The organism is Georgenia sunbinii, from assembly GCF_036421875.1.
GTDB lineage: Bacteria > Actinomycetota > Actinomycetes > Actinomycetales > Actinomycetaceae > Georgenia_B > Georgenia_B sunbinii.
Map to the genome: position 1 here is coordinate 391,937 of NZ_JAZGOL010000003.1, position 25,146 is coordinate 417,082.

At 71.7% G+C, this 25,146-nt stretch carries 20 protein-coding genes; 5 read left to right on the top strand and 15 right to left on the bottom strand.

Annotated elements, in window-relative coordinates:
* Positions 1-20: 20 nt before the first annotated feature.
* The 6 genes from V2J52_RS09665 to V2J52_RS09690 all read right to left on the bottom strand — a co-directional run bounded on the left by V2J52_RS09665 (position 21) and on the right by V2J52_RS09690 (position 8,323).
* Positions 21-1,655 (bottom strand): ABC transporter ATP-binding protein, encoded by a 1,635-nt coding sequence (locus tag V2J52_RS09665; protein ID WP_331227473.1) that lies wholly within the window; start codon positions 1,653-1,655, stop codon positions 21-23.
* The gene (locus V2J52_RS09670; RefSeq protein ID WP_331227474.1) at positions 1,652-2,536 is read right to left on the bottom strand and encodes an ABC transporter permease; all 885 of its coding nucleotides are present in this window, start codon (positions 2,534-2,536) and stop codon (positions 1,652-1,654) included. The genes V2J52_RS09665 and V2J52_RS09670 overlap by 4 nt, the downstream gene beginning before the upstream one ends.
* The gene (locus V2J52_RS09675; protein WP_331227475.1) at positions 2,533-3,576 is read right to left on the bottom strand and encodes an ABC transporter permease; all 1,044 of its coding nucleotides are present in this window, start codon (positions 3,574-3,576) and stop codon (positions 2,533-2,535) included. The genes V2J52_RS09670 and V2J52_RS09675 overlap by 4 nt, the downstream gene beginning before the upstream one ends.
* Before the next feature lie 4 nt (positions 3,577-3,580).
* Positions 3,581-5,221 carry a TIGR04028 family ABC transporter substrate-binding protein gene (locus V2J52_RS09680; RefSeq protein WP_331227476.1) on the bottom strand — a complete coding sequence of 547 codons (1,641 nt, stop codon included), beginning with the start codon at positions 5,219-5,221 and terminating at the stop codon, positions 3,581-3,583.
* Between the two features lie 168 nt (positions 5,222-5,389).
* Complete coding sequence (locus tag V2J52_RS09685) at positions 5,390-6,106, bottom strand: DedA family protein (protein WP_331227477.1); 717 nt, start codon at positions 6,104-6,106, stop codon at positions 5,390-5,392.
* A 129-nt stretch (positions 6,107-6,235) separates the two neighbouring features.
* Positions 6,236-8,323: an HNH endonuclease signature motif containing protein gene (locus V2J52_RS09690; protein ID WP_331227478.1), complete on the bottom strand. Its 2,088-nt coding sequence runs from the start codon at positions 8,321-8,323 to the stop codon at positions 6,236-6,238.
* Positions 8,324-8,444: 121 nt separating this feature from the next.
* On the opposite strand from V2J52_RS09690, the gene V2J52_RS09695 reads away from it, so the two are divergent.
* Positions 8,445-9,227 (top strand): DUF1206 domain-containing protein, encoded by a 783-nt coding sequence (locus tag V2J52_RS09695; RefSeq protein ID WP_331227479.1) that lies wholly within the window; start codon positions 8,445-8,447, stop codon positions 9,225-9,227.
* A gap of 1 nt (position 9,228) precedes the next feature.
* Here the strand turns inward: V2J52_RS09695 and V2J52_RS09700 are convergent, their stop codons facing one another.
* From V2J52_RS09700 to V2J52_RS09710, 3 genes are all read right to left on the bottom strand, one after another.
* Positions 9,229-12,636: a pyruvate carboxylase gene (locus V2J52_RS09700; RefSeq protein WP_331227480.1), complete on the bottom strand. Its 3,408-nt coding sequence runs from the start codon at positions 12,634-12,636 to the stop codon at positions 9,229-9,231.
* A gap of 110 nt (positions 12,637-12,746) precedes the next feature.
* Positions 12,747-13,409, bottom strand: a complete 663-nt coding sequence (locus V2J52_RS09705) for a response regulator transcription factor (RefSeq protein ID WP_331227481.1) — start codon at positions 13,407-13,409, stop codon at positions 12,747-12,749.
* A 28-nt stretch (positions 13,410-13,437) separates the two neighbouring features.
* Positions 13,438-14,691: a sensor histidine kinase gene (locus tag V2J52_RS09710; protein ID WP_331227482.1), complete on the bottom strand. Its 1,254-nt coding sequence runs from the start codon at positions 14,689-14,691 to the stop codon at positions 13,438-13,440.
* 173 nt (positions 14,692-14,864) lie between these two features.
* On the opposite strand from V2J52_RS09710, the gene V2J52_RS09715 reads away from it, so the two are divergent.
* Positions 14,865-15,674, top strand: a complete 810-nt coding sequence (locus V2J52_RS09715) for a DUF4352 domain-containing protein (RefSeq protein WP_331227483.1) — start codon at positions 14,865-14,867, stop codon at positions 15,672-15,674.
* A 14-nt stretch (positions 15,675-15,688) separates the two neighbouring features.
* Here the strand turns inward: V2J52_RS09715 and V2J52_RS09720 are convergent, their stop codons facing one another.
* Positions 15,689-16,525, bottom strand: a complete 837-nt coding sequence (locus tag V2J52_RS09720; protein WP_331227484.1) for a DUF72 domain-containing protein — start codon at positions 16,523-16,525, stop codon at positions 15,689-15,691.
* Between the two features lie 140 nt (positions 16,526-16,665).
* Between V2J52_RS09720 and V2J52_RS09725 the strand changes: the two genes are divergently transcribed.
* From V2J52_RS09725 to V2J52_RS09735, 3 genes are all read left to right on the top strand, one after another.
* The gene (locus tag V2J52_RS09725) at positions 16,666-17,550 is read left to right on the top strand and encodes an alpha/beta fold hydrolase (RefSeq protein WP_331227485.1); all 885 of its coding nucleotides are present in this window, start codon (positions 16,666-16,668) and stop codon (positions 17,548-17,550) included.
* A 75-nt stretch (positions 17,551-17,625) separates the two neighbouring features.
* Positions 17,626-18,471: a putative protein N(5)-glutamine methyltransferase gene (locus tag V2J52_RS09730; protein WP_331227486.1), complete on the top strand. Its 846-nt coding sequence runs from the start codon at positions 17,626-17,628 to the stop codon at positions 18,469-18,471.
* Between the two features lie 273 nt (positions 18,472-18,744).
* On the top strand, positions 18,745-19,656 hold the full coding sequence (locus V2J52_RS09735; RefSeq protein ID WP_331227487.1) for a LysR family transcriptional regulator: 912 nt from the start codon (positions 18,745-18,747) through the stop codon (positions 19,654-19,656).
* A gap of 12 nt (positions 19,657-19,668) precedes the next feature.
* Here the strand turns inward: V2J52_RS09735 and V2J52_RS09740 are convergent, their stop codons facing one another.
* From V2J52_RS09740 to V2J52_RS09760, 5 genes are read right to left on the bottom strand one after another with little or no spacing between them, the layout of a single operon-like run.
* Complete coding sequence (locus tag V2J52_RS09740) at positions 19,669-20,745, bottom strand: ABC transporter ATP-binding protein (protein WP_331227488.1); 1,077 nt, start codon at positions 20,743-20,745, stop codon at positions 19,669-19,671.
* Positions 20,745-21,809: an ABC transporter ATP-binding protein gene (locus tag V2J52_RS09745; RefSeq protein WP_331227489.1), complete on the bottom strand. Its 1,065-nt coding sequence runs from the start codon at positions 21,807-21,809 to the stop codon at positions 20,745-20,747. Before V2J52_RS09745 ends, V2J52_RS09740 begins: the two co-directional genes overlap by 1 nt.
* On the bottom strand, positions 21,809-22,717 hold the full coding sequence (locus tag V2J52_RS09750; RefSeq protein WP_331227490.1) for a carbohydrate ABC transporter permease: 909 nt from the start codon (positions 22,715-22,717) through the stop codon (positions 21,809-21,811). The genes V2J52_RS09745 and V2J52_RS09750 overlap by 1 nt, the downstream gene beginning before the upstream one ends.
* A complete protein-coding gene (locus V2J52_RS09755; protein WP_331227491.1) occupies positions 22,717-23,655 on the bottom strand; it encodes a carbohydrate ABC transporter permease in 939 nt (312 codons plus the stop codon). Before V2J52_RS09755 ends, V2J52_RS09750 begins: the two co-directional genes overlap by 1 nt.
* Before the next feature lie 7 nt (positions 23,656-23,662).
* Positions 23,663-25,105 carry an extracellular solute-binding protein gene (locus tag V2J52_RS09760; protein WP_331227492.1) on the bottom strand — a complete coding sequence of 481 codons (1,443 nt, stop codon included), beginning with the start codon at positions 25,103-25,105 and terminating at the stop codon, positions 23,663-23,665.
* Positions 25,106-25,146 lie beyond the last annotated feature (41 nt).

Consider the following 25,146-nt stretch of genomic DNA (forward strand, 5'->3'; position numbering starts at 1 on the left):
TCTCTCCTTGGTGAGGCACGTCAGGGTGCGGGGATCGGGTGCTCGAGGCGCGGGCGCGCGATGGCGTCGAGCAGGTCGCGGGTGTACTCGCTGCGTGGCGAGCGGAAGATCTGCTCGGTCGTCGCGGTCTCCTCGACGCGGCCGCGGCTCATCACGGTGACGGTGTCGGACACCTGCCGCACGACGTCGAGGTCGTGGGAGATGAACAGGTAGGTCAGCGCCAGCTCGCGCTGCAGCTCCGCGAGCAGGTCGAGGATCTGGGCCTGCACGCTGACGTCGAGCGCGGAGACCGGCTCGTCGAGGACGACGACGCTGGGCTCGAGGACCAGCGCGCGAGCGATGGCGACCCGCTGCCGCTGGCCGCCGCTGAGCTCGGCCGGCCGGCGGCCGTGGACCTCGGCCCCGAGCGCGACCCGGTCGAGCAGCGCGGTGGCCGTGGCCCGCCGGCTGCGGCGGTCGCCCAGCCGGAAGTTCCGCAACGGCTCCGCGACGATCTCCAGCACCGGAAGCTTCGGGTCCAGCGAGCTGAACGGGTTCTGGTGGACGAGCTGGATGTGGCGGCGGAACTGGCGCCGGGCTTCCCTGGACAATGCCGCGACGTCGGTGCCGGTGACGAGCGCCGTCCCGCTGGTCGGTGTCTCGAAACCGAGCAGGATCCGCGCCGTCGTCGACTTGCCGGAACCGGACTCCCCGACGACCGCGTGCGTGGTGCCCGGGGCCACGGTGAAGCCGACGCCGTCGAGCGCGGCGACGTCGGCGCCCCTGCTGCCGCGGCCGGCGAACACCTTGCGCAGGTCGCGGACCTCGATGGCAGGCTCCACCGCGGCGCCCGGCCCGGCCGGCCGCGGTGGTGGCCGGAAGGTGACCGGACCGAGGGCGGGGGCGTTGCGCAGCAGCCGCTTGGTGTACTCGCTCGTCGGGTTGCCGAGCACCTCGGCCACCGGGCCGGAGTCCTCGATGCGGCCGTCCTTCATCACGAGGATCCGGTCGGCGCGCTCGGCGGCGGCCCCGAGGTCGTGGGTGACGAAGAGGATGCCGCTGCCGTCCTCCCGGCGCAGCTCGTCGAGCAGGTCGAGGATCCGGCGCTGGACGGTGACGTCCAGCGCGCTGGTCGGCTCGTCGGCGATGAGCAGCGAGGGCTGCAGCGCGAGCGCCGAGGCGATGAGCACCCGTTGGCGCATCCCGCCGGAGAGCTCGTGGGGGTAGGCGCGGGTGATCCGCTCGACGTCCGGCAGGTCGACGCGGCGCAGCAGCTCGGCGACGCGGGCGGCGACGACGTCGCGGTCCCGTTCGCCGTGGATCCGCAGCGTCTCACCGATCTGCCACCCCACGGTCTTGAGCGGGTCGAGCGAGCTGCCGGGGTCCTGCGGGATGAGGCCGACCTGCGTGCCGCGGACGGTCTCCAGCCGCTTGCTCGACCAGCCCCGGACGTCCACCCCGTTCAGCAGGATCTCGCCGCTGTCGACCGTCGCGTTGTGGGCGAGCAGGCCGATGACGGCGCTGGCCGTGGTGGTCTTGCCGGAGCCGGTCTCGCCGACGATCGCCACTACCTCGCCGGCGGCGACGGTGAGCGAGACGCCGTCGACGGCACGGTGGTCGGTCCCGCGGCGGGTGCGGTAGGTGACGCCGAGGTCACGGATGTCCAGGAGGCTCATCGTTCGCTCCCCACCGCACGGCTGATCCGGTTGGCCGACAGCACGACGAGGACGATGACGGCGCCCGGCAGGGTGGTGACCCACCACGCGGCGCCGAGGAGGTCCCGGCCCTGGCTGATGATCATTCCCCACTCCGGGTCCGGCGGGGTGACCCCGTAGCCGAGGAAGCCGAGGGTGGAGAGCGCGAGGATCGCGACGCCGAACTGGAGGGCGGCCAGCGCGACGACGGGACGCAGCGAGTTCGGCAGCACGTGACGCCACAGCACGCTGAGGAACCGGCCGCCGCTGCCGTAGGCGGCCTCGACGTACTCGCTGCCGCGGACCTGGACGACCTCGGACCGGACCAGCCGGGCGAAGGTGGCGACCGAGCCGATCCCGACGGCCAGGGCCGCGTTGACCGTGCCGGGGCCGAGGAGGATGACCACGGTCAGCGCGAGCAGCAGGCCGGGGATGGACAGCAGGATGTCGACGAAGCGCATGATCGCGTCCTCGGCGAAGCCGCCGAGCGAGCCGGCGAGCACGCCGAGCACGGTGCCGGCAGCCAGGCCGACGGTCACCGCGACGAGAGCGCCCGAGAGTGACTCCGAGGCGCCGTGCACCACTCGCGAGAACAGGTCGCGGCCGGTGGCGTCGGTGCCGAACAGGTGGCCGGCGCCGGGCTCCTGCAGCGCGCCGCCGGCGCCCGAGTAGGCGTCGAAGGGGGCGAAGAGGCCCGGCAGGAAGGCCCACAGCAGCACGGTGACGACCACCGCCCACGCAAGCACGAGGCTGAGAGCGGGCAGCCGGCGGCGCCGGTGCGGGGCGGGCTTCGTGGAATCGTTGCCCGGTTCGCGGGTGACGACGGGCGCGCTGCGCGCGGTCCGGGTGGCGGTGGCGGTCATGGCCGGGTCCCTCCAGTCGTGACGAGCGGTTCCTCGGCCACCGCGTCGGCGGACGGCACGAGGGCCGCCGGCTGCGCCGTCGTCGTCCGTGGCGGCGGGGTCGGCTTGCGGGCGGTCCGCAGCCGCGGGTCGAGCACCGGGTAGAGCAGGTCGACGGCGAGGTTGATCGTCACGAACACGACCGCGGCGACCACGACGATCGCCTGCATCACCGGCAGGTCCTGGGCGCTGACCGCGAGGTTGGTCAGGCGGCCGAGTCCGTCGCGGCCGAACACCGTCTCGACGACGACCGAGCCGGAGATGAGCTCGGCGAACAGCAGGCCGCTGATCGTCAGGGTCGGCAGCAGCGAGTTGCGGGCGGTGTGCCGGGTCAGCGTCCACCAGCGCGAGGCCCCCTTGGCCTCCACGACCCGCACGAACGGCCGGGTGGCGATGTCGTCCAGGGTGCGCAGGATGATCTGCGCGAGCGGTGCGCTCACCGGCACCGCGAGGGTGAGGACCGGCAGGATGAGCTGCTGCCAGTCCTCCCCGCCGATCACCGGCACCCAGCCGAGGCGGAACGAGAACACCTGGAGCAGCACGATGCCGAGCCAGAACGCCGGGATCGAGATGAGGAGCGAGGGCACCGAGGCGATGGTGTTGCGCAGCCACGGGCGCCGCGCGTAGCTCGCGGCCAGCGACACGACGACCGCGATGCCGACGGCGAGCACGAACGCGAGGCCGGCGAGCTGGATCGTCGAGGGCAGCGCCGCGGCGATCCGGTCCGCGACCGGTGCGGCGGTCTCGATGGAGTACCCGAAGTCCCCGCGCAGCGTGCCGGACAGCGCGTGCAGGTACTGCAGCAGGAGCGGGTCGTCGACGCGGTAGTAGTCGCGGATCATCGCGACCTGGTCGGTTGACAGGCCGAGCTCGGGGTTCTCGAACTTGATGAGGATCCCGTCGCCGGGCATCGCGTTCAGCAGCAGGAAGGACAGCGTGTAGGCGGCCCACAGGACGAACAGCGCCTGCCCGATCCGGCCGACGACGTAGCGCGGGGTCATCGGATCACTCCTCGCTGAGCCAGACGTCGTACAGGTGGGCCCGGCCGACCGCCTCGTAGCCGAAGCCGTGCACGTGCGGGGCGGCGGCGTAGGTCTGCGGCTGCTCGAACAGCGGGATCGTCAGCGCGTGGTCGATGAGGTACTCCTGGACCTCGGCGGCCTTGGCGTACCGGTCCTCGGTCGCGGCGAGTGCGGTGATCTCCTCGAGGAGGCCGTCGAGCGCGGCGTCCTCGCTGAGCAGGTAGTCGCGCTGGCTGCTGTGGAAGGCGCTGTACAGGACGTCGGGGTCCACCCGGCCGACGTGGCTGGTGTTGACGCCGATGTCGGTGGCGTCCTGCACCCGGACCGTCGAGGCCGCGGCGTCGACGAGCTCGATGTTCAGCTTGATGCCGATGGCCTGCCACTGCTGGGCGATGAGCTCGTTGGTCTGCTGGTGGAGCGGGAAGACCGCGTGGATGAGCGTCGTCAGCTCCAGCTGCTGCCCGTCCTTGACCCGGATGCCGTCCGGGCCAGGCTCCCAGCCGGCGTCGTCGAGCAGGCGGTTCGCCTCGTCCGGGTCGTAGGCGAGCCGGTCGGACAGGTCGACGTAGCCGGTGGCGCCCGCGCTCAGCGGCGAGGTCGCCACCGGGTAGCTGTCGGTGAACAGCGTGTCGACGATGGCGTGGGTGTCGGTGCCCTTGAGCAGCGCCTGGCGCACGGACTCGTCGGCGAGGATCGGGTTGCCGGGGCGCAGTGCCAGCTGCGGGTTGACCCCGTTGGTCTGCGGCGCGTACAGCTCGAAGCCGGCCGCGGTGAGCGCCGGCTCGTCGTAGGCCTGGACGGAGCGGATCGCGTCGGCCTGCCCGGAGGTGAGTGCGCCGATGCGGACACTGTCCTCAGGGGTGACGATGATGTTGATCTCGTCGAGGTAGGCCCGGCCCTGGTGCTCCAGCGACGGCGGCGCCCAGTCGTAGTCCTCCCGGGCGGTGAGCGTGTACTCCTGCTCCGGGACGATGTCGGTGACCGTGAACGGTCCGGAGCCGACGAAGTTCTCCAGCTGGCACTGCTCCTCGTAGGACAGCTCGTAGGTGGCCGGCGCGACGATCGCGGCACCGACGACCGACGTCGCCTGGAGGAAGCCGGGGACGGGCGCGTCGAAGCGGAAGGTCACGGTGTGCTCGTCGACGACCTCCGAGCTCGCGTAGTTCGCGACGAACTCCTGGCTCGCCAGGCCCAGGGCCTCGTCGCCGAGGCCGAAGTGGTCGAAGTTCGCTGCGACGGCCGTCGCGTCGAGCGGGCTCCCGTCGGAGAAGGTGACGCCCTCGCGCAGGTGGAAGGTGTACTCGGTGGCGTCCTCGGACACGTCCCAGGACTCGGCGAGCCACGGGTGGATCTCGCGGGTCTCGGGGTCCTGGTAGGTGAGCTTGTCGCCGATCTGGTTGAGCACGGTGGCCACCGGGTAGTAGCCGGAGCCGCCGGCGTAGAAGCAGGTGGGGAACTGGTACTCGAGGAAGGTGAGGGTGCCGCCCTGCTGCGGCTCGCCGGCGACGGTCGCGGCACCGGCGGGCGGATCAGGGGTGCCCGCGCCGTCGCCACACGCCGCGAGGGCCATGGTCGCGGCGGCCAGGGTGGCTGCTGCCTGCCATGTGCGGCGACGTGCGGTCATCGGTGGTCCTCTCACAGTGCGGGGTGCCGCGGATGACGCCCCGGGTGGACCTCCACGATCGACCGGTGCCGAAACCGCCGACGGGGCGCCACGGGGAATCTCAGCAGGTGAGATCTACGAGGTGGTGAGGGTCGCCGACCGAGACGTTCCTGGCCTCTGCCGGACCGTTCAGAGCAGCCAGCGGGAGGCGGCGCCCACCGGGGTGCGCTGCGCCGGGTCGCGGCCGGGCGCCGGGGCCGACGCTGTCGCCGGCGCCTCGGCGCTGCTGACGACGGGTGCCTCTCGGGTGAGCGCCACGCGGCGGAGGACGGCCTCGACCGCGATGCCGGTGAGTGCACCGGTGAGCACGCCGAGAGCGACCGACACGAGCGGGCTGCCGCCGGTGAGCGACTGCGCACCGATGGCGATGAGCGCGTTGTAGCTCGCCCACAGCAGCCCGGCCGCGCCGGCGGCGACCGTGAACCGGCGCGCGGGGAAGCCGAGCGCGCCGGCGCTCATGTTGATCGCTACCCGGCCGACCGGGATGAATCGGCCGGTGATCACCATGGTGGTCCCCCGACGGTCCAGTGCGGCGCCCGCGCGTGCCCAGGCTCGTCGGCCGCGCTCACCACGCAGCCAGGGCAGCCGGTGCAGCGGGAGGTGCCGGCCGACGGCGAAGGCCAGCAGGTCGCCCACGAGCGCGCCGGTGGCGGCGGCCGCGACCACGAGGGCCAGGTGCGGACCGTCCGCGGTCATGGCGAGGACGGCGGCGGTGATGAGGACCGTCTCGCTGGGGACCGGCGGCAGCACGCCGTCGACCACGGTGAGGACGAGGACGAGCACCAGCAGCCACGGGGAGGCGCCGAGCTGGGTGGCGAAGGCCTCCATCTGCGCGAACAGCTCCATGGCCGGCCCCCTCCCCTGCGTCGATCAGTCCGTCCAGTCAACGGCAGCGGCCCGAGGGCGGTCCATCGGTTATCCCCCTGAGCGGACCCTGGTTGGGAATGGGGATCGTCAGGGTCCCCGGAGCGACGGTCAGAAGGGCGACGGGCTCGGTTTGAGCGGCGGCAGGTAGTGGGACACGGCTGGGGCGAACGGATCGTCTGCCGGCGGCTGCGGGGTGACCGGGAGCTCGACGGCCCGGCGCAGGATGTGGTCGATGGTGGCCTGGTCGTCGTTCCAGGTGGGGGTATCGCCGGCGGGACGGTCGCCGCGGTTGGCACGGGCGACGGTGCGAAGGGCGTCGGCGGCGCCGCGGGGCAGTCGGGTGACGCGGCCGTCGAGGTGACGGCGGTAGCCGTGACCGGCCGGGGTGGTCCAGGCGAAGCTGCCGTCAGCGGCGCGGGCGACCGTGAAGGCGCCGACGGTCTTGAGGATGTGGTCGCGCTTGCACAGCGACTGCAGGTTGGTGACCGAGGTGTGCCCGCCCAGGTGCCACTCCTTGCCGTGGTCCTGGTCGCAGAGCCGGGCCGGTGTCACGCAGCCGGGGCGGATGCAGGTGCGGTCGCGCTCCCGGACGTGGTCGGCGATGGCGGTGGTGGGCTGGTAGCGGGTGCGGCCCACGTCCAGCACCTGGGTGCCGGTGGGGTCGGTGACCAGGCGGCGCCAGGTGCCGCCGGCCGCCAGCGCTCGGGCGACCTCCGGCGGCACCGGGCCGTACCCCTCGAGGTCGGCTACCGGCACGGGTTCACGGTCCAACGCATGGGTCTGCGGCGGGTCGAGCTCGGGCAGCATGACGTGCAGCGGCACGGTGATCCGGATGTCGGCCCGTCCGCCGGCGATCATCCCGAGCCGGACGTGGGGCAGGACGCAGCCGGGGACCCGGTGGCCGGGATGGGGTGGGCCGTCAGCCGGCCGGTGGCGCAGCTGTCCCCTGGACGCCGGGTCAGGTGGTGGGTCCGTCGCGGCGGTGCCGGTGCCGTCCGTCATCGAGTCCGGTTCGTCGTCCGCCGCGGCGCGCGGTGCCGGAGGTGGATCGTCGCCGTCGCGGTTGTCCGTCTCGGCCGGCGGCGACGGTGAGGTGTCCGGCGTCGTCGTCGTGGTGGTGCAGCCGCAGGTGCAGTGGGTCTCGGGGTGGGGGCCGACGTGGCCGGTGGCCAGCGCGGTGTGGCCCATGAGCGCCAGGGTGTCCGCGCGCAGCTGGTCCAGCGTGCGCTGGTCACCGTTGTTCTTCGCTGCCCGCGCAGCGCCCTCCAGCGCCAGGTCCAGCCCGACGGCGTCGGCCGCCGGCAGCACCGCGGACATCAGCGCCATCCCGTCGGCCAGTGCCCGGGGGTGGTTGACCCGCCGCTCCTGGCGTGCCGCGACGTGGCGCTGGTCGGCGCCGTCGGGATCGACGGCGATCACCGCCGCGGCGAGGTCCTGGCGGACCTGGTGCAAGGTGCGGCCCGGGGCTCGGTCCAGCACCGTCAGCTGGGCGGCCAGCGCCACGTCGGCCGGCAGGTCCTCCAACGCCCCCACGATCGCCTGCGCCTTGGCGAAGTCGATCTCGCCGGCCTCCAGTGCGTCCTGAGTGAAGTCGAAGATCCCTTGGAACGCCCGGCCGGTCAGCCGGCGTGCCGTCATCCGGCTGATCCCCAGCCGCAGCGCCAGCTCGTCCCCGCCGAAGCACGGCGGGCCGCCCGTGGCGCGGAACGTCACCGGCCACGTGGAGTCGAGCGCCTCCCGCTTGGAGAGCACCGCCGCGGCCTCCGCCGCCCGGGCCGCCGACCACCCTTCCATCCGCTTGTGCGCGGCGACGACCTCCACGAGGGAGTAGTCGTCGACCTGCGACAGGTCGATCGCTGCCAGCAACCGGCCCAGCAGCACCCCGGCAGGTAGCACCTCCAGGAACTCTCCGAGCACGCCTTCTCGGCCGTCGAGGTGGTCGAGCACGTCCGCCGGCCATGACGGCGGCGGCTCCAGCCGGTAGCCACCGAACCCGAACCCCAGGAACTCGGCCACCAGCTCGTCGTCCTCCGGGCCGGCCGCAAACACCTCGACCGACGACGCTCCCGCTGCGCGCGTCGCCGCCGCAACGAGACCACCGAGGACCGCCTCGACTGCGCTGCGGTCGTCCGTGTGGGCCTCGGTACCGCGCTCGGCATCGTCACCATCGACGAGCACATCCGGGTGAAGTCCCACAGCGAGTACCTCCTGCGACCCAGTTTATCGGACGTACGTACGAGTCACAAGGGTGTAGTTCGATCAATTTTCGGCGACTTTCCGGCGGGCGCGCCGAGGCTCGGGCTGCGAGCCTTGAGCGATGGCAGCAACTGCGCGCGGAACCGCGTCGGACATCGGCGACAGCCGGGTCGTCACCACAGGTGCCCGACTCGGCTACGCGGCCGGCGGGCTGCTCCATCTGGTCATCGGTTGGCTGGCGGTGAGCCTGGCGTGGGGCGGCTCGGGAAGCTCTGCGGACCAGTCGGGGGCATTGTCGGAGGTCGGCTCCACGCCCCTGGGGAGCAGCCTGCTCTGGGTCGTCGTCGTGGGCTTCGCGCTGCTCGCCGTCTGGCAGGCGACCGCGATCGTCACCGCAACGAAGGCCAAGGACCGGCTCACGCACGTCGCCAAGGCGGTGACCTACGTGGCGCTCGCCGGCCTCGCCGCCGCCATCGCGACCGGCTCGAGCTCCGGCGGCGGCTCCGGGGAGACGAAGAGCATGACGGCCACCGTGATGGCGCAGCCGCTGGGGCAGCTGGCCGTCGGCGTCCTCGGAGCGGTGATCATCGGGGTGGGCATCTTCCACGTGGTCAAGGGATGGCGCCGGACGTTCCTCGAGGACCTGCGGCAGAATCCGGGCAGGTGGGTGGTGCTCGCGGGCCGGGTCGGCTACGTCGCCAAAGGGATCGCGCTAGGGGTCGTCGGGGCGTTGTTCGTCATTGCCGCACTGACCAACGACCCAGAGGAGGCCGAGGGTCTCGACGGCGCGCTGCGCACCCTGCTCGAGCTGCCGCTCGGCAAGGCGCTGCTCACCGCCGTCGGGATCGGCCTCGCCGCCTACGGCGTCTACTCCTTCGGCCGGGCGAGGTACGCGAAGGTCTGAGCTACTCCTCCACGACGCAGAGCAGGTCCCCGGCGGCCACGTCCTCCCGGGCACCGATCGCCAGGCGGGCGACGCGGCCGGCGACCGCTGCGGTGATGGTGGCCTCCATCTTCATCGCCTCGATCGTGGCCACCTGGTCGCCGCGCGCCACCGTCTCGCCGGCGGCGACGCGCATCGTCACCGCGCCGGAGTAGGGCGCCGCGACGTGCCCGGGCTGGTCCGGATCGGCTTTCTCGGCGACGTGCACCTCGGCCTCGACCTGCCGGTCGCGGACGTAGACGGGTCGCAGCTGCCCGTTGAGGGTGGTCATCACGGTGCGCACGCCGTGCTTGTCGGGCTCGCTGATCGCTTCCAGCCCGATGTTCAGCTGGACGCCCCGCTCGATCTCCACGACGTACTCGGTCTGCCCGTCGGACAGCCCGTGGAGGTAGTCGAGCGTGTCGATGACCGACACGTCGCCGTACTTCTCACGGTTCTCCCGGAAGGCGTAGGTCGGCTCGGGGAACAGCAGCTCGTTGAGCAGGTCCCGCCTCGTCGTCCCCGGCTCACGCAGCAGCGCGGTCTGGTGGTCGCTCAGCTCGCGGACCGACAGGTCCGGCGTGCGGCCGGCGAGCACCTTGCTGCGGAACGGCTCGGGCCAGCCGCCGGGCAGCTCGCCGATCTCGCCGGCCATGAAGCGGATCACCGAGTCCGGGATGTCGAAGGCTCCCGGGTCACGCTCGAACTCCGCAGGGTCCGCGTGCGCCGCGGCCAGCTGCAGCGCGAGGTCGCCGACCACCTTCGACGACGGCGTCACCTTGGGGATCCGGCCGAGGATCGCGTCGGCCGCCGCGTACATCTCCTCGATGAGCTCGAAGTCGTCCGCCAGCCCGAGCGCGATGGCTTGCTGGCGCAGGTTGGAGAGCTGACCACCGGGGATCTCGTGCCGGTAGACCCGCCCGGTGGGCGCCGGCAGCCCCGACTCGAACGGCCGGTACGCCTCGCGCACCGCGCCCCAGTACGGCTCGAGGTCGTTGACCGCCGCCAGCGCCAGGCCGGTGTCCCGCTCGGTGTGCTGCAGCGCCGCGACCAGTGCCGACATCGCCGGCTGGCTGGTGGTGCCGGCCAGTGGTGCGCTCGCGACGTCGACCGCGTCCACCCCGGCCTCGGCGGCAGCGAGGAGCGTGGCGAGCTGCCCGCCGGCGGTGTCGTGGGTGTGCAGGTGCACCGGCAGGTCGAACCGCTCGCGCAACGCGCTCACGAGTCGCGCGGCAGCCGCCGGGCGCAGCAGTCCCGCCATGTCCTTGATGGCGAGCACGTGCGCGCCCGCCGCGGTGATCTGCTCGGCCAGCTGCAGGTAGTAGTCGAGCGTGTAGAGCCGCTCGTCGGGGTCGAGCAGGTTGCCGGTGTAGCACAGCGCGACCTCGGCGACCGCGGTGCCGGTCTCCAGCACCGCGTCGATCGCCGGCCGCATCTGGCTCACGTCGTTGAGCGCGTCGAAGATCCGGAACACGTCGATACCGGTGGCCGCCGCCTCCTCGACGAATGCCCGCGTAACCGTCTCCGGGTACGGCGTGTAGCCCACCGTGTTGCGGCCGCGCAGCAGCATCTGCAGGGCCATGTTCGGCATCGCCTCGCGCAGCGTGGCGAGCCGCTCCCACGGGTCCTCCTGCAGGAACCGCAGCGCGACGTCGTAGGTCGCCCCGCCCCAGGCCTCCACCGATGTCAGCTCCGGGGTGAGCCGGGCGACGTACGGCGCGATGCGGGCCAGGTCCCGGGTGCGGACCCGGGTGGCGAGCAGCGACTGGTGCGCGTCACGGAAGGTGGTGTCGGTGACGCCCAGCGCGGACCGCTCGCGCAGGTCTCGGGCGAACCCTGCCGGCCCCAGCTCCTGCAGCCGCTGCCGGGAGCCGGCCGGTGCGTCGTCGTGCAGGTCGATCGTCGGCAGCTTGTCACGCGGGTTGACGACGACGGCGGGCCGCGGCCCGTGCGGCTGGTTGACGGTGACGTCGGCGAGCCAGGACAGCACCTTGGTGCCGCGGTCCTGGGACTTGCGGGCGGTGAGCAGCTCGGGCCGCTCGGTGATGAACGCGGTGCTCAGGTCGCCCTCGACGAGCGCCGGGACGTCGAGCACCGCCTGGAGGAACGGGATGTTGGTCGCGACGCCGCGGATGCGGAACTCCGCGAGCGCCCGACGTGCCCGGTTGACCGCCGTCGGGAAGTCCCAGCCCCGGCAGGTGAGCTTGGCGAGCATCGAGTCGAAGTACGGGCTGATCTGCGCGCCGACGCTGGTGGTGCCACCGTCGATTCGGATGCCGGCGCCGCCGGGCGAGCGGTAGGTGGTGATCCGCCCGATGTCGGGCTGGAAGTCGGCGGTCGGGTCCTCGGTGGTGATCCGGCACTGCAGCGCGGCGCCGCGCACCTGCAGCGACTCCTGACGCAGCCCGATGTCCGCCAGTGACTCCCCCGACGCGATGCGCAGCTGCGCCTGGACGAGGTCGACGTCGGTGACCTCCTCGGTGACCGTGTGCTCCACCTGGATGCGCGGGTTCATCTCGATGAACACGTGCTGCCCGGCGCGGGGCCCGGCGGTCTCCAGCAGGAACTCCACCGTGCCGGCGTTGACGTAGCCGACGGCGCGGGCGAAGGCCACGGCATCGTCGTGCAGCTGCCGGCGCACGTCGTCGTCGAGGTTCGGTGCGGGGGCGATCTCCACGACCTTCTGGTGGCGGCGCTGCACCGAGCAGTCGCGGTCGAAGAGGTGGACGACGTCGCCGTACTGGTCGGCGAGGATCTGCACCTCGATGTGCCGGGGCCGCAGCACGGCCTCCTCGAGGAACATCGTCGCGTCGCCGAAGGCGCTGCCGGCCTCGCGCATCGCCTCCTCGAGCGCCGGGCGCAGCACGTCGATGCTCTCGATACGCCGCATCCCGCGCCCACCGCCACCGGCGACCGCCTTGGCGAACACCGGGAACGTCAGCTCGGCAGCGGCCGCGACGAGGGTGTCGGCGTCGTCGGAGGACGGCGAGGACCGCAGCACCGGGATGCCGGCCGCCTTCGCGTGCTCCTTCGCGGTGACCTTGTTCCCGGCCCGCTCGAGCACGTCTGCGGGCGGGCCGACGAAGACCAGCCCGGCGGCGTCGGCCGCGCGCGCCAGCTCGGGGTTCTCCGAGAGGAACCCGTAGCCGGGGTAGATCGCGTCCGCCCCGGCGTCGAGCGCGGTACGCACGATCTCGGCGACGTCGAGGTAGGCCGCCACCGGCTGGCCGCGGGTCCCGATCTCGAAGGCCTCGTCGGACTTTTGCCGGTGCATCGACGCGCGGTCCTCGTACGGGTAGACCGCCACCGTTCGGGCGCCGAGCTCGACGGCAGCACGGAACGCGCGGACGGCGATCTCACCGCGGTTGGCCACCAGGATCTTGTCGAACATCTCATCCTCCGAGCCGGGAACGTCTCGCCGGATGGTAGCGAGATCCCCGGCGGGAGAGGCCGGGTGTCCATATGTGCTGCAGCGCCCCGGCGCACCCGCCGGGCCTGGCCTCAGCCCAAGAGGCCGGCGCGCTCGGCCAGGACGGCGACCTGCACGCGGCCGCGGACGTCGAGCTTGGTCTGGGCGGCGGCGAGGTGCGACTTGACGGTGGCCGCAGAGACGAACAGGCGGGCGGCGATCTCTGCGTTGCTCAGCCCGTGCCCGACGCCGACGGCGACGTCTCGCTCCCGCTCGGTCAGCTGGGCCATCGCCTCCTCGGCCGCCTGCCGGGCCCGCGAGTCCTCGGTGCGGGCGTAGTGGTCGAGCACCTGACGGGTGCTGCGCGGGGAGAGGACGGCGTCGCCGACCATCACCGACCGGACCGCGCCGATGATCTCCTCGGGGGACGCCGTCTTCAGCAGGAAGCTGGCCGCGCCGGCGTCAAGGCTGCGCAGGACGGCGTCGTCGACGTCCCATGTGGTCAACGCGATGACGTTCGGCGGGGCGGGCAGCTGCCGCACCTGCCGAGTGGCCTCGATGCCGTCCATCCGGGCCATCCGCAGATCCATGAGGACCACGTCCGGCGCATGACGCTGGACAGCCTCGACCACCTCGTCACCGTCTCCCGCCTCGCCGACGACGTCCATGGTTGGGTCACTGGTGAGCATGAGGCGCAGCGCGGTCCGCACGAGCGGGTCGTCGTCGACCAGGAGGATCCGGTGCGGGGCGCTCATCCCGCCATCGTAGGCGCGGGTGGACCGGTCAGGGCTCGCGGCCGCGCCACGGCAGGTCCACCGTGACGCGGAAGCTCCGACCGCCGTCGTCCAGGCCGTAGGCGAGGCTCCCGCCGAGCAGCTCGACCCGCTCGGCGATCCCCCGCAGCCCCTGACCGTCGGCGCTCACGGTCTCGCCGGGGTGCGCCGCGGCGAGGTAGGGGTTGCGGGCATCGATCCGCATGCCGGTGGCGGGGCCGCCGGCGACCTCGAGACGGACGGGGGCGCCGGCCGCGTGGCGTCGCGCGTTGGTCAGCAGCTCTTGGACGATCCGGTAGACGGCCCGGGCGAGTGCCGGGTCGGCCTGCTCGGCGTCGGTGACGAACACCGAGGAGCTGACGGGCACACCGGCGACGACCGTCTCCTCGATCATCGCGGGCAGGTCGACCAGGGAGAGATCGGGCTCGGCGGGCTCGGCGGCGAGCGGCTCGTTGAGCATGGCGAGCAGCGAGCGGAGGTCGGCCATCGACCGCGACGCGCTCTCGCGCACCAGCCGGGCGCTCTCGCCCAGCCCCCCCGCCGACGGCGCATGAGCCTCGAGCGCGCCGGCGTGGAGGTTGAGCAGGGAGAGCCGGTGCCCGAGGACGTCGTGGACCTCGCGACCGATACGCTCACGCTCACGCTGCCGGGCGAGCTGGTCGCCGAGCTGGTCGCTCGTCTCCTGCACGGCACTGGCCTGGCGCGTGGCGGCGGCAGCCTCCCGCCGGGCCCGGACCGCCAGGCCCGCGCCGACGGCGAGCGCGATGCTCAGCACCGTGAAGAGCGGTGCCACCCACCAGCCGAGGTCCACGGCGGTGCCCGGTAGCGCTTGCGCCGGGGCGAAGACCGTCTTGAGCAGCGACGTCGCGCTCGATGAGCCGTGCGCGTCACGGACCGTGGTGACGAGGGTGGCGACGGCCACGCCGCCGGTGGTCCACCACACCTCCCGGCCGCGGCGGCGCCCGAGGAGCGAGGCGAGGGCGGCGAGGGCCGTCCATGTCCCTATGGGGAGGACGGCTGCCACGGCGGCCGCCACGATGGTCACGGCGAACGGGGCGCGATGGCGCCAGACCAGGACGAGCGGCAGGGCGAGTGCGACGAGGAGCACCACGCCCGTGAGAAGGATCTGCCAGCCGTACTCGTCCGCCCGAGCCAGCTCGGAGAACGTCACGCTCGTGACCGACGCGGCCGCGCAGAGCGTCCCCCAGGTAACGGTCCGCCACCACGGCGGGCGCCGGGTGGTGACGACGGCTCGCTGGTCCATGACGTCACGGTAGACAACCTCGCCGACATGCAGCACCGCCGTCCGGCTGCTCACGGCGCCCCGGCCCTCCCCCGATCGGCTAACGCGCTCTGGGCGACCGGCCGATGCGGCAGGCCCGGCCGGTCGCGTTGGCTGGTGGCAGCCGAGAACGGCCAACGACCGAGGAGGACACCATGAACCACCCCGACACCGGGCAGCCGCCCGCCGTCCCGCACGGATTCGCGCCGCAGGGACCCGATGCCTACCGCACGCCCGGCGCTCAGCCGGCGCAGCACCCGTACGCTGCTCCCGCCCACGGCGGCGCCCCGGGCACCCCGCCGCAGCCGCCGCGCAAGAGCTGGTTCGCCCGGCACAAGATCCTCACCGCCATCCTGGCGATCGTCGTGCTCATCGTCCTCGCCAATGCCTTCGGCGGTGGCGACGACGAGCCGGGCAGCGCGGCACCAGCGGCGACGACCGGCACCGACACGATGGGCGACGGCGCCGCGCCCGCTGACCAGGCAGCTGCCGACGCCGCCGACGCCGCCGACGCCGCCGACGCCGCCGACGCGGAGCAGGTCGAGCCCGAGCCGGCCGACGAGGCCGGCCCCGGGATCGGCGACGCCGTGCGCGACGGCAAGTTCGAGTTCACCGTGACCGACGTCGAGGCCGGCGTTGCCGAGGTGGGCAACGAGTGGCTGAACGAGCAGGCACAGGGCCAGTTCGTGCTCGTCCACGTGACGGTGGCCAACATCGGGGACCAGGCGCAGATGTTCCACGGCGACAACCACACGCTCGTCGACGACCAGGGCCGCGAGCACTCGGCCAACAGCGCGGCGGCCATCTACCTGGAGGACTCCGACTCGTTCCTCACCGACATCAACCCGGGCAACACGGTTGAAGCGGTGGTCGTCTTCGACATCCCGGCCGACGCCGTGCCGGCAGCCGTCGAGCTGCACGACTCGATGTTCTCCGGCGGCGTGACGGTGTCACTGAGCGACTGAGGCCCAGCTCGCCGCTAGGCCGCCGGCCGAGCGGCGATGTCGGCGAGCAGCTCGGTCAGCGCGAGCGCGTCGAACGGCGCACGGACCTTGGCGTCGTTGTCGAAGTAGACGACGACGTCGTGGCCGGCGGCGTGCCACGCCCGCACCTTCGCCGCCCAGCGGCGGAGGGCGGGCTCGTCGTACCCGCTGACGTAGAGCTCGGCGTCGCCGTGGAGTCGGACGTACACCAGCCGGGCGGTGGGCTCCTCGAAGACCGGCCAGGCGGTCCCGCCGTCGGAGACGACGAGCGCGACGTCGTGCTCGCGCAGCAGCCGGAAGAACGCCGGGTCCGAGAAGCTGGCGTGGCGAACCTCGAGGGCGTGACGCAGCGGCCGGTCGGCGTCGGCCGTGGTCCATGCCCTGCAGTCGAGCCGTTCGTCGTGCCCGGCGGCGAGCGCCGCCGCGCGGCGGGTGCTGGTCGGCAGCAGCTCGAGGAACTCGGCCACCGCGTCGAGGTCGAGCCGGCGTCGCGCGGGCAGCTGCCACAGCACCGGGCCGAGCCGGTCGCCGAGGGCGAGGACCCCGGAGGCGAAGAAGTTGGCGAGGGGCACCGCGGCGTCGCGCAGCTGCTTGACGTGAGTGATGAACCGCCCGCCCTTGACCGCAAAGCGGAAATCTGGCGGCGTGCTCTCCCGCCAGCGCTGGTAGGACTCGGGCCGCTGGAGGGAGTAGAAGGACCCGTTGAGCTCCACCGTCGGGAACGTCGAGGCGATGAACTCGAGCTCGCGGCGCTGCACCAGGCCAGGCGGGTAGAACGTCTTGCGCCAGGGCGGGTACCGCCACCCGGACACCCCGATCCGCACCTCGGCCATGTCGGCGAGTGTAGGGATCACCTCGGAGGGTCGCGCGGGCTCGGTCCGCACCCACCGATGAGTTCCGGCGCCACCGCCGGTCGGTAGGGAGCAGGAGCACGACAACAGCGCCGCCGCCCACGACCCGACGGAGAACCATGATGACCGCGACCACCGCCGAGACCCAGACCCTCGATGTCCCCGGAGCCACGCTGACCTACGACGTCCGTGGCCCGCTGCCGACCATGGACGGTGCGCCGCCGCTCCTGCTCATCGGCCAGCCGATGGACGCGAGCGGGTTCACCACCCTCGCCTCGCACTTCGCGGACCGCACCGTGGTGACCTACGACCCGCGCGGCATGGGCCGCAGCGTCCGCCACGACGGCAGCCTGCGACAGACCCCCGAGCAGCAGGCCGACGACGTCCACCGTCTCATCACCGCGCTCGACGCCGGACCGGTGGACCTGTTCGGCAGCAGCGGCGGTGCGATCACCGGGCTGTGCCTCACCGCGACCCACCCGGCAGCGGTACGGACGCTGGTGGCGCACGAGCCGCCGCTGATCACCGTGCTGCCCGACGCCGAGCGCGCCCTCGCCGCTTGGCACCGGGTCGAGCAGGTCTACCAGGAGCGCGGCTGGAGCTGGGGCATGGCCGCCTTCATCGCCATGACGTCATGGTCCGGTGAGCTCGGCGACGACTCCCTGAGCGACCCGCCCGACCCAGCGACCTTCGGCATGCCCGTCGACGACGACGGCTCCCGGGAGGACCCGCTGCTATCTGGGGCCGCCGCTGCGATCACCGGCTACCGGCCGGACGGCGCTGCCCTCGCCGCGGCATCGACCCGGATCGTGCTCGCCGCCGGCATCGGGAGCAAGGACACGCTCACCTGGCGCACCACCGCTGCTCTCGGCGAGCGGCTCGACCTGGAGCTCACCGTCTTCCCGGGCGACCACGCCGGCTTCCTCGGCGGCGAGTACGGGCAGACCGGGGAGCCGGACGCGTTCGCCGCGCGGCTGCGGGAGGTGCTCGCGGACGCGTCCGTCTGACACCGCCTGCACCTGGCGCAGCTGCGCCGCTGAATTCAGGGTGCCCGGCGGCCGGCACACTGGAATCGTGAGCGCATGTCGCTGACGTCCGTCGCCCAGCAGCTGGCCGTAGCGGGGTGCGTCCGCCCGGAGGACGAGGCGCGGATCCTCCTCGAGGAGGCCGCCACCCCCGGGCAGCTCGATGCGATGGTGGCGCAGCGGGTGGCCGGCGTGCCGCTCGAGCACATCGTGGGGTGGGCCGAGTTCTGCGGCCGCCGGTTCATCGTCGAGCCAGGCGTCTTCGTCCCTCGGCCGCGCAGCGCCCACCTGGTCGCGGAGGCGTCGTCGCTCGCCCGCTGCATCGCCGGGTCCGGCCGTGGCGTCGTCGTCGTCGACCTCTGCTGCGGTGTCGGCGCGATTGGTGCGTCGATCGCTGCAGAGGTGGCCGGGGTGGACCTGCACGCCGCCGACATCGACGCTCGCGCCGTCGCCTGCGCCAGGCGCAACCTCGCGCCGTGGGGAGGCACCGTCCACCACGGCAACCTGTTCGCACCGCTGCCCCGCCGGCTCCGCCATCGGGTCGACGTGCTCGTCGCCAGCCCGCCCTATGTCCCGACCGACGAGATCCAGCTCCTCGCGGCTGAGGCCCGGGAGTTCGAGCCGACGACCGCCCTCGACGGCGGCGCGGAGGGTCTCGACGTCGTCGTGAGGATCGCCCGCGACGCCCGCCAATGGCTCTCGGCCGACGGCTGCCTCGTGGTGGAGGTCGGGACCCGCGAGGCCGAGCGTGCCGCTCACGTGCTCGAGGAGCTCGGCTACCGGGCGCGCTGCACGCGGTCCGCGGCGGACGACGCCGCGGCCGTCGTCGGACGTCGCACTGACCCGGCCGCGGGCACAGAAAAGGCCGCCTCGCTGTCGGAGACGGCCTTCGGTGAAGGGTGAGCGTGAACTAGCTGGTCAGCGGGTCCGCGGGGGCATGCTCTGCGGGAGGTGAGCGAAGCCGGCCACGCCGGTCTTGTTCATCGCGGCGGAGGAGGCGACTCGGCGAGTAGCACCCCGACGGACGGAGCGGCGGCCAGCGGCGCGAGGCCGTGTCACCTTGAGGCTGGAGGCGAGGGTCTGCAGTGTTGTTGTCATGGTTCAAGTGTGGCCCACCTGCGCCTATGCGTCCAATAGATATTTGACATACGATCCATGCCCGAACAGCATATGTGCATGGACGTTCGAACGTTGCGGTGGTTCCAGCAGGTCGCCGACGGCCTCACGCTCACCGAGCTGGCAGCCGCGGAGTTCACCGCGCAGTCAGGCATCTCGCGCGCCCTCGCCCGGCTCGACGCCGAGGTCGGCACCCCGCTCCTGCAACGGTCGGGGCGCACCCTGCGCCTCACGCACGCCGGCTCCGTGCTCAAGCGGCACGTCGACGCCGCGATCCACGAGCTCGACGACGGCATGGCCGCCCTCGATCAGCTCCTCAACCCGGAGACCGGCTCGGTCCGCGTCGCCTTCCAGCCGTCGCTCGGCAGCTGGCTGGTGCCGGACCTCGTGAGCACCTTCCGCGAGGAGTACCCCGACGTGCACTTCGACCTGGTGCCCAAGCGCGACGAGCTCGTGAGCGTCGTCGGCCGCCGCGCCGCCGCGGATCTCGAGTTCACCACCCGCCACCCCACAGAGGCGGACCTGGAGTGGCAGCAGCTCGTGACGGAGTCGTTGCTCCTCGCGGTGCCCGACACCCACCACCTGGCGGGCCGCCCCACGGTCGACCTGTCCGACTGCGGGGACATCCCCTTCGTGATGATCCACCCCCACTCCGAGCTCCGGGCCGCCAGCAGCGGCCTGCTCTCCCGTGCCGGTGTGTCGCCGACGATCACCTTCGTCTGCGACGACCTCCCGACGATGCGCGCCTTCGTGGCCGCCGGGCTCGGGGTGGCGATCATGCCCCGGCCCCACGGCACCGAGGCCGAGCGGGGCGCGCTGCGCTATCTCCCGATCGCCGACCCGGACGCCAAGCGGGAGGTCGGGATCGCGTGGCCGAGCAACCGGCGGCTGCTGCCGGCCGTCGGGCTGTTCCGCAACCATGTCCTCGAGCGCCGCGCCCAGGGGTTGCTGCAAGCTGGTGATCTCCGTTGAGGCAGTGACCTCCTACCGAGCCACCTCGGACAGCGTCAGCCCGGTGTCCGCGTCGAAGAGGTGCGCACGGTCCAGGTCGACGGTGACGGACATGCGTTCGCCCGGTGTGCCGGTGACGGTCGGCCGCGCCTTGACCTTGAGCATCTCCTTGCCCACCTTGACGTCGACCACGGTGCGGTCGCCGAGCGGTTCGAGCCCGTAGAGCTCTCCGTCGAGCGCTGTGTCGCTGCGCACCTCGACGGACAGGTCCTCGGCGCGCACGCCGAGCAGCAGCGGACGGCCGTCTTCCGCCGTCGTCCATCGCGGCCGTGGGAGTGTCCAGCCCTCCGCCCCGACGAGCCGGTCCCCCTCGGCGTGGCAGGCGAGCAGGCTGATCCGCGGGCTCCCGACGAAGCCGGCGACCCACTGGTTGGCAGGGCGGTCATAGATCTCCGTCGGGGTGCCGACCTGCTGCACCGTGCCCTCCCGGAGCACCGCGACCTGGTCGGCCATGGACAGTGCCTCGACCTGGTCGTTGGTCACGTAGACGAATGTTTCGCCCAGACTGCGGTGGATCCGGGTGAGCTCGGTGCGCATCTCGACCCGAAGCTTGAGGTCGAGGTTCGTCAGCGGCTCGTCCATGAGGAACGCCCGCGGGCGGCGGACCAGCGCACGGGCCAGTGCGACGCGCTGCATCTCACCGCCCGACAGCTGGCCGGGCTTACGCTTCAGCAGCCGCTCGATGTGCAGCAGGCTCGAGACCTTCTGCACCGCCGTGGCGATCTCGTCGGACGAGGCCTTGCGGGCCCGCAGGGGCGAGGCGATGTTCTCGAAGACCGTCTTGCGCGGGTAGAGGGCGTAACTCTGGAACACCATCGCCAGGTTGCGGGCGGCCGGGGTGTCACCAGTCGCGTCCTTGCCGTCGAGGTGCACCGAGCCGGCGTCGAGCTTCTCGAGCCCGGCGATCGACCGCAGGGTCGTCGTCTTGCCCGCACCGGACGGCCCCAGCACCACGAAGAACGCGCCGTCTGGCACCTCCAGGGTCACCCCGTCGAGCGCCTGCACCTCACCGAAGGACTTGCGCAGCCCGTAGGCAGCCACCGTTCCCATCAGGCCACCAGCTCTTCCGTGCTCGAGTCGTAGACCGGCGGGGTCCCGCCGGTGTGCCGCAGACCCACCGGCGCCTCGGGGCCGAAGCGGACGGTCGGAGGCATCCGCACGCGGACGTCTCGCCCCCCGCTGGCCACGACGTAGATGATCTCGTCGCCCAGGAGCTCGGCTGAGACGACCCGGCCCGGAACCGTTCCGTCCGCCCCGGCCGGAGTGATCTCCAGCGCCTCGGGCCGGACGCCCGCGACGAGCGTACGATCACGCTTGAGGCCCGGCGGTGGGGTGAGCGCGAGCCCACCGGCCGCCCGTAGCGCACCGTCGGCCACCTCGACGTCGAACAGGTTCATCGGCGGGGAGCCGATGAAGGCTGCGCAGAACAGGCTGGCCGGGCGGTCGTAGACCTCCAGCGGCGTCCCGACCTGCTCCACCCGACCCTTATTGAGGATCGCGATGCGGTGCCCGAGCGACATCGCCTCGACCTGGTCGTGCGTGACGTACACCATCGTCGTGCCGAGCTGGGCCTGGAGGTGCTTGATCTCGGTCCGCGTGTCCGCTCGCAGCTCGGCGTCGAGGTTGGTCAGCGGCTCGTCCATGAGGAAGGCGCGCGGCCGCCGTACGAGGGCCCGGGCCAGTGCGACTCGCTGCTGCTCCCCGCCGGACAGCCGGTGCGGCTTGCGGTCCAGGAGCGGGCCGAGCTGCATCATCCGGGCGGCCTCGTCGACCCGTTCGCGGATCTCCGCCTTGGGCCGGCCCTCGGCAAGCAGCGGGAAGGCCAGGTTGTCGCGGGTCTTCAGGTGCGGGTAGAGGGCGTAGAACTGGAACACCATGGCGATGTCCCGCTCGGCGGGCGGCAGGTCGTTGACCAGCGTGTCCCCGATGCGGATATCGCCCGACGTCTGTCGCTCGAGACCGGCCATGGCGCGCAGCGTGGTCGTCTTGCCGCACCCCGACGGGCCGAGCATGACGAACAGCTCGCCGTCACCGATGGACAGGTCGACGTGCTCGACCGCCACGGTGCCGTCCGGGTACTGCTTGTGCAGGGAAGTGACTTCGATACCGGCCATCAGCGTCGCACCGCCCCGAGGGTCACGCCGGCGACCAGGTGCTTGCGCACCAGGTAGGCGAAGATCAGCACCGGCAGCGCGAAGACCACCGTGGCGGCGGCGACCAGGCCCCAGTTCACCGTGGTACCGCCGATGAGGCCGGCGATGGCCGGTGGGGCCGTGCGGACCTCCTGGCTGGAGGTGAGGAAGATCGCATAGACGAACTCGTTCCAGGAGAAGATGAGCGCGAACACCGCCGTCGCGGCGATGCCGGGGATGAGCAGGGGAAGGGTGAACTTCCAGAACGCCTGCAGACGGGTGTAGCCGTCGAGCATCGCGGCGTCCTCGTACTCCGATGGCACATCATCGACGAAGCCCTTCATCATCCAGATCGTGAACGGCAGGTTGAACGCCGTGTAGATGAGGATGAGGCCGAGCTTGGTGTCGATGAGCCCGAGGTTGCGGTACATGAGGAAGATCGGGATGACGACCACCACGGGCGGCATGAAGCGGGTGGAGAGGATGAAGAACAGCTGGTCCTTCTTGGCCTTCAGGGTGAACCGTGAGTAGGCCCACGCCGCAGGAACCCCGAGCAGGGTGGCCAGCACGGTGGAGGTCCCGGCGACCACGACGGAGTTCATGAACGACACGGACAGGTCCGAACGCCCCCCGCCGGGAGCGACGAAGACGTCCTTGTAGTGCTGCATGGTGACGTCGAAGCCGAAGAACTTCGCCGGGACGGCGTAGATGTCCTGGCCGGTCTTGAACGACGTCTGAAGAATCCACATCACCGTGAACAGCGAGGTGCTCAGAAGCACGACCAGCAGCGCGATCTCGATGATGGCCCGGACCTTGCCGCCTCCGCGGCGGGCTCGGGACGCGGAGCGGGTGACGGGCCCGGGTACGGCCTCGTCGACGGAGATCGCCATCAGCCCTCCTTCAGCTTGTTGAGGTAGCGCAGGTAGAACTGCGCCAGCACGATGACGATGAGGACCATGAGGATGCCGTACGCCGAGGCGGTCCCGGTGTTGAAGCCGAGGAAGGCCACCTTGTACACGTGGAACGACAACGTCTCGGTGGACACCCCTGGCCCACCGTTGGTGAGGACATAGACGAGGTCGAACTGGCGGAAGGCCTCGATGGCGCGGAACATCACCGCGATGAGGAGCAGCGGCCACACCATCGGCAGGGTGATGTGACGGAACCGGAACCACTCCGAGGCCCGGTCGATGGACGCCGCCTCGTACAGGTACTTGGGCACCGCGGTGAGTCCCGCGAGCGCGATGAGCATGATGAACGGCGTCCACTGCCACGTGTCGACGAGGATGAGGGAGAACAACGCCGTCCGCTGCCGAGTGAGCCACTCGATCGGTTCGAACCCGAGAGAGCCCAGGATGCTGTTGACCACCCCGAACTGCGCGTCGAGCATGAACCGCCAGAACAGCCCGACGACGACGGGCGAGAGCATCATCGGGATGAGGAACAGCGTCGTCAGCAGCCCGCGCCCGTGCACCCGCCGCGAGATGAGGTACGCGATGGAGAATCCGAGGACGGTCTGCAGGAGCACCGCACCTGCCACGAAGAGCGTCGTCGTCAGCGCTCGCCCGTGGACCTCCGACGACGTCAGGACGTCGGCGTAGTTCTCCAACCCGACGAAGCCGGCGGGCGCGTTGCCCGTTGCCGAGTAGTTCGTGAACGACAGGTACAGGGCCCACAGCAACGGGAAGACCGACATGCCGAGCAGCAGGAGCATCGCCGGCGAGATGAAGATCCAGGCGAGCCCACGGTCACGCAGGCGGGGGGACCGCCCCGGTGCAGGAGGCAGGGCTGCTGCATCCTGCACCGGGGCGTCGATCGACTTCGTCATGCTCAACTCACAGCCCGCCGTCGCCGTCTAGCACGGCCTGCTGCTCCCGAGCGATGTCGTCGAGCGCCGTCTCCGGGTCCTTGGCCCCATTGAGTGCGGCGTTGACGTTGGTGTTCTCGATGTTGATGAGCTGTGCGTACTCGGGCACGTTCCACATGTCCTGCTGGCGCGAGACCGAGTCGGTGTAGACCTGGTTGAACGGTCCGGCGTCGAGGAACTCCGAGGACTCCAGGGCGTCCGTGCGCGACGGCACGCCGCCGGCTTCGGCCCACTTCTTCTGGATGTCCTCCTGCTCGAACCACCGCATGAAGTTCAGGGCCTCCGCCACGCGCTCGTCGGGCGCATAGGCCGAGATGTGCATCCCCATGCCACCGAGCGGCACGATGTCCGTCTCCTGCGACGGCAGGGTGGCGAAGCCGAGGACGTCGAGGATCTCCTCGGGCGTGTCACCGAGCGTCGACTGCGTCGGGTCGATGAGGCCACCGCTCGCCGCGATCCAGTTGAACGCGATGCACGCCGTGCCCTGCCCGACCGCCGCGTTGACCTCGTCGAGGAACCAGTTGCCGGAGCCGGGTGCGGTCAGCGGCTTCATCTCGTTGACCAGGACGTCCATCGCCTTGTGCCCGGCGTCGTCGTTGATGATGCCTTCGATCTGCCCCTCGGACTGGTCCCAGAGCTCGCCGCCGTAGAGGGCGTTCACGGTGTTGTAGGTGACCGCTGCGGCGTCGGAGCCGTTGGCCTGGTGGAAGGCCAGCCCATAGACGCCGGGGTTGTCCTCCTGGCACTGCGCGGCCACGTCGATCATCTCGTCCCACGTCGCGGGGGGCTCGTCGCCGATGAGGTCCTTGCGGTAGATCATCGTCCAGGTGTCACCGAGCAGCGGCAGGCCGTACATCCTGGCGTTCTCGTCCCGCTGGCCGGTCACAGCCTGGGGGTACTGGCCGTAGGCGGCCAGGAGATAGGGGTCGTAGGCGTCGGTCTCGATGTTCTCGTTGATGAAGTCGGTGATGTCGAGGATGTTGCCGTTGGTCACGGCCTCACCGATGTGCTGCGAGTCGAGGACCGCGATGTCGAAGTCCGTCTGGCGCGCGGCGAACTGGGTGAACATCGCGTCGTGCCAGTTGGCGTTCGGCACGGTGTTGACCTTGACGGTGACGTTCGGCCGCTCCTTGGAGTACTCCGCGTTCGCGAAGTCCTCGAGCAGCTGAGCGGGGGGCCACTCGAACCAGATGAAGCTGAGGTCCAGTGGCTCGTCGGTGAGCTCGGGGACCGTCGCGGGCGCCGCAGGGCCACTCGCCTCCGCGTTGCCGTCGTTCCCGTCGTCGCCGTCGTCACCGCTGGCACCGCCGCCGCAGGCCGCCAGGGTCATGGCGACCAGCGTGGTCGCCGCCGCCGCCCGCACCTTGTGGCTGAGGCGAGAACTCCGTCGGTCTCGCTGTGTGTTGCTCATCGGTTCTCCTGCTTCCTGCATCGGGGATGTTGCGGAATCTG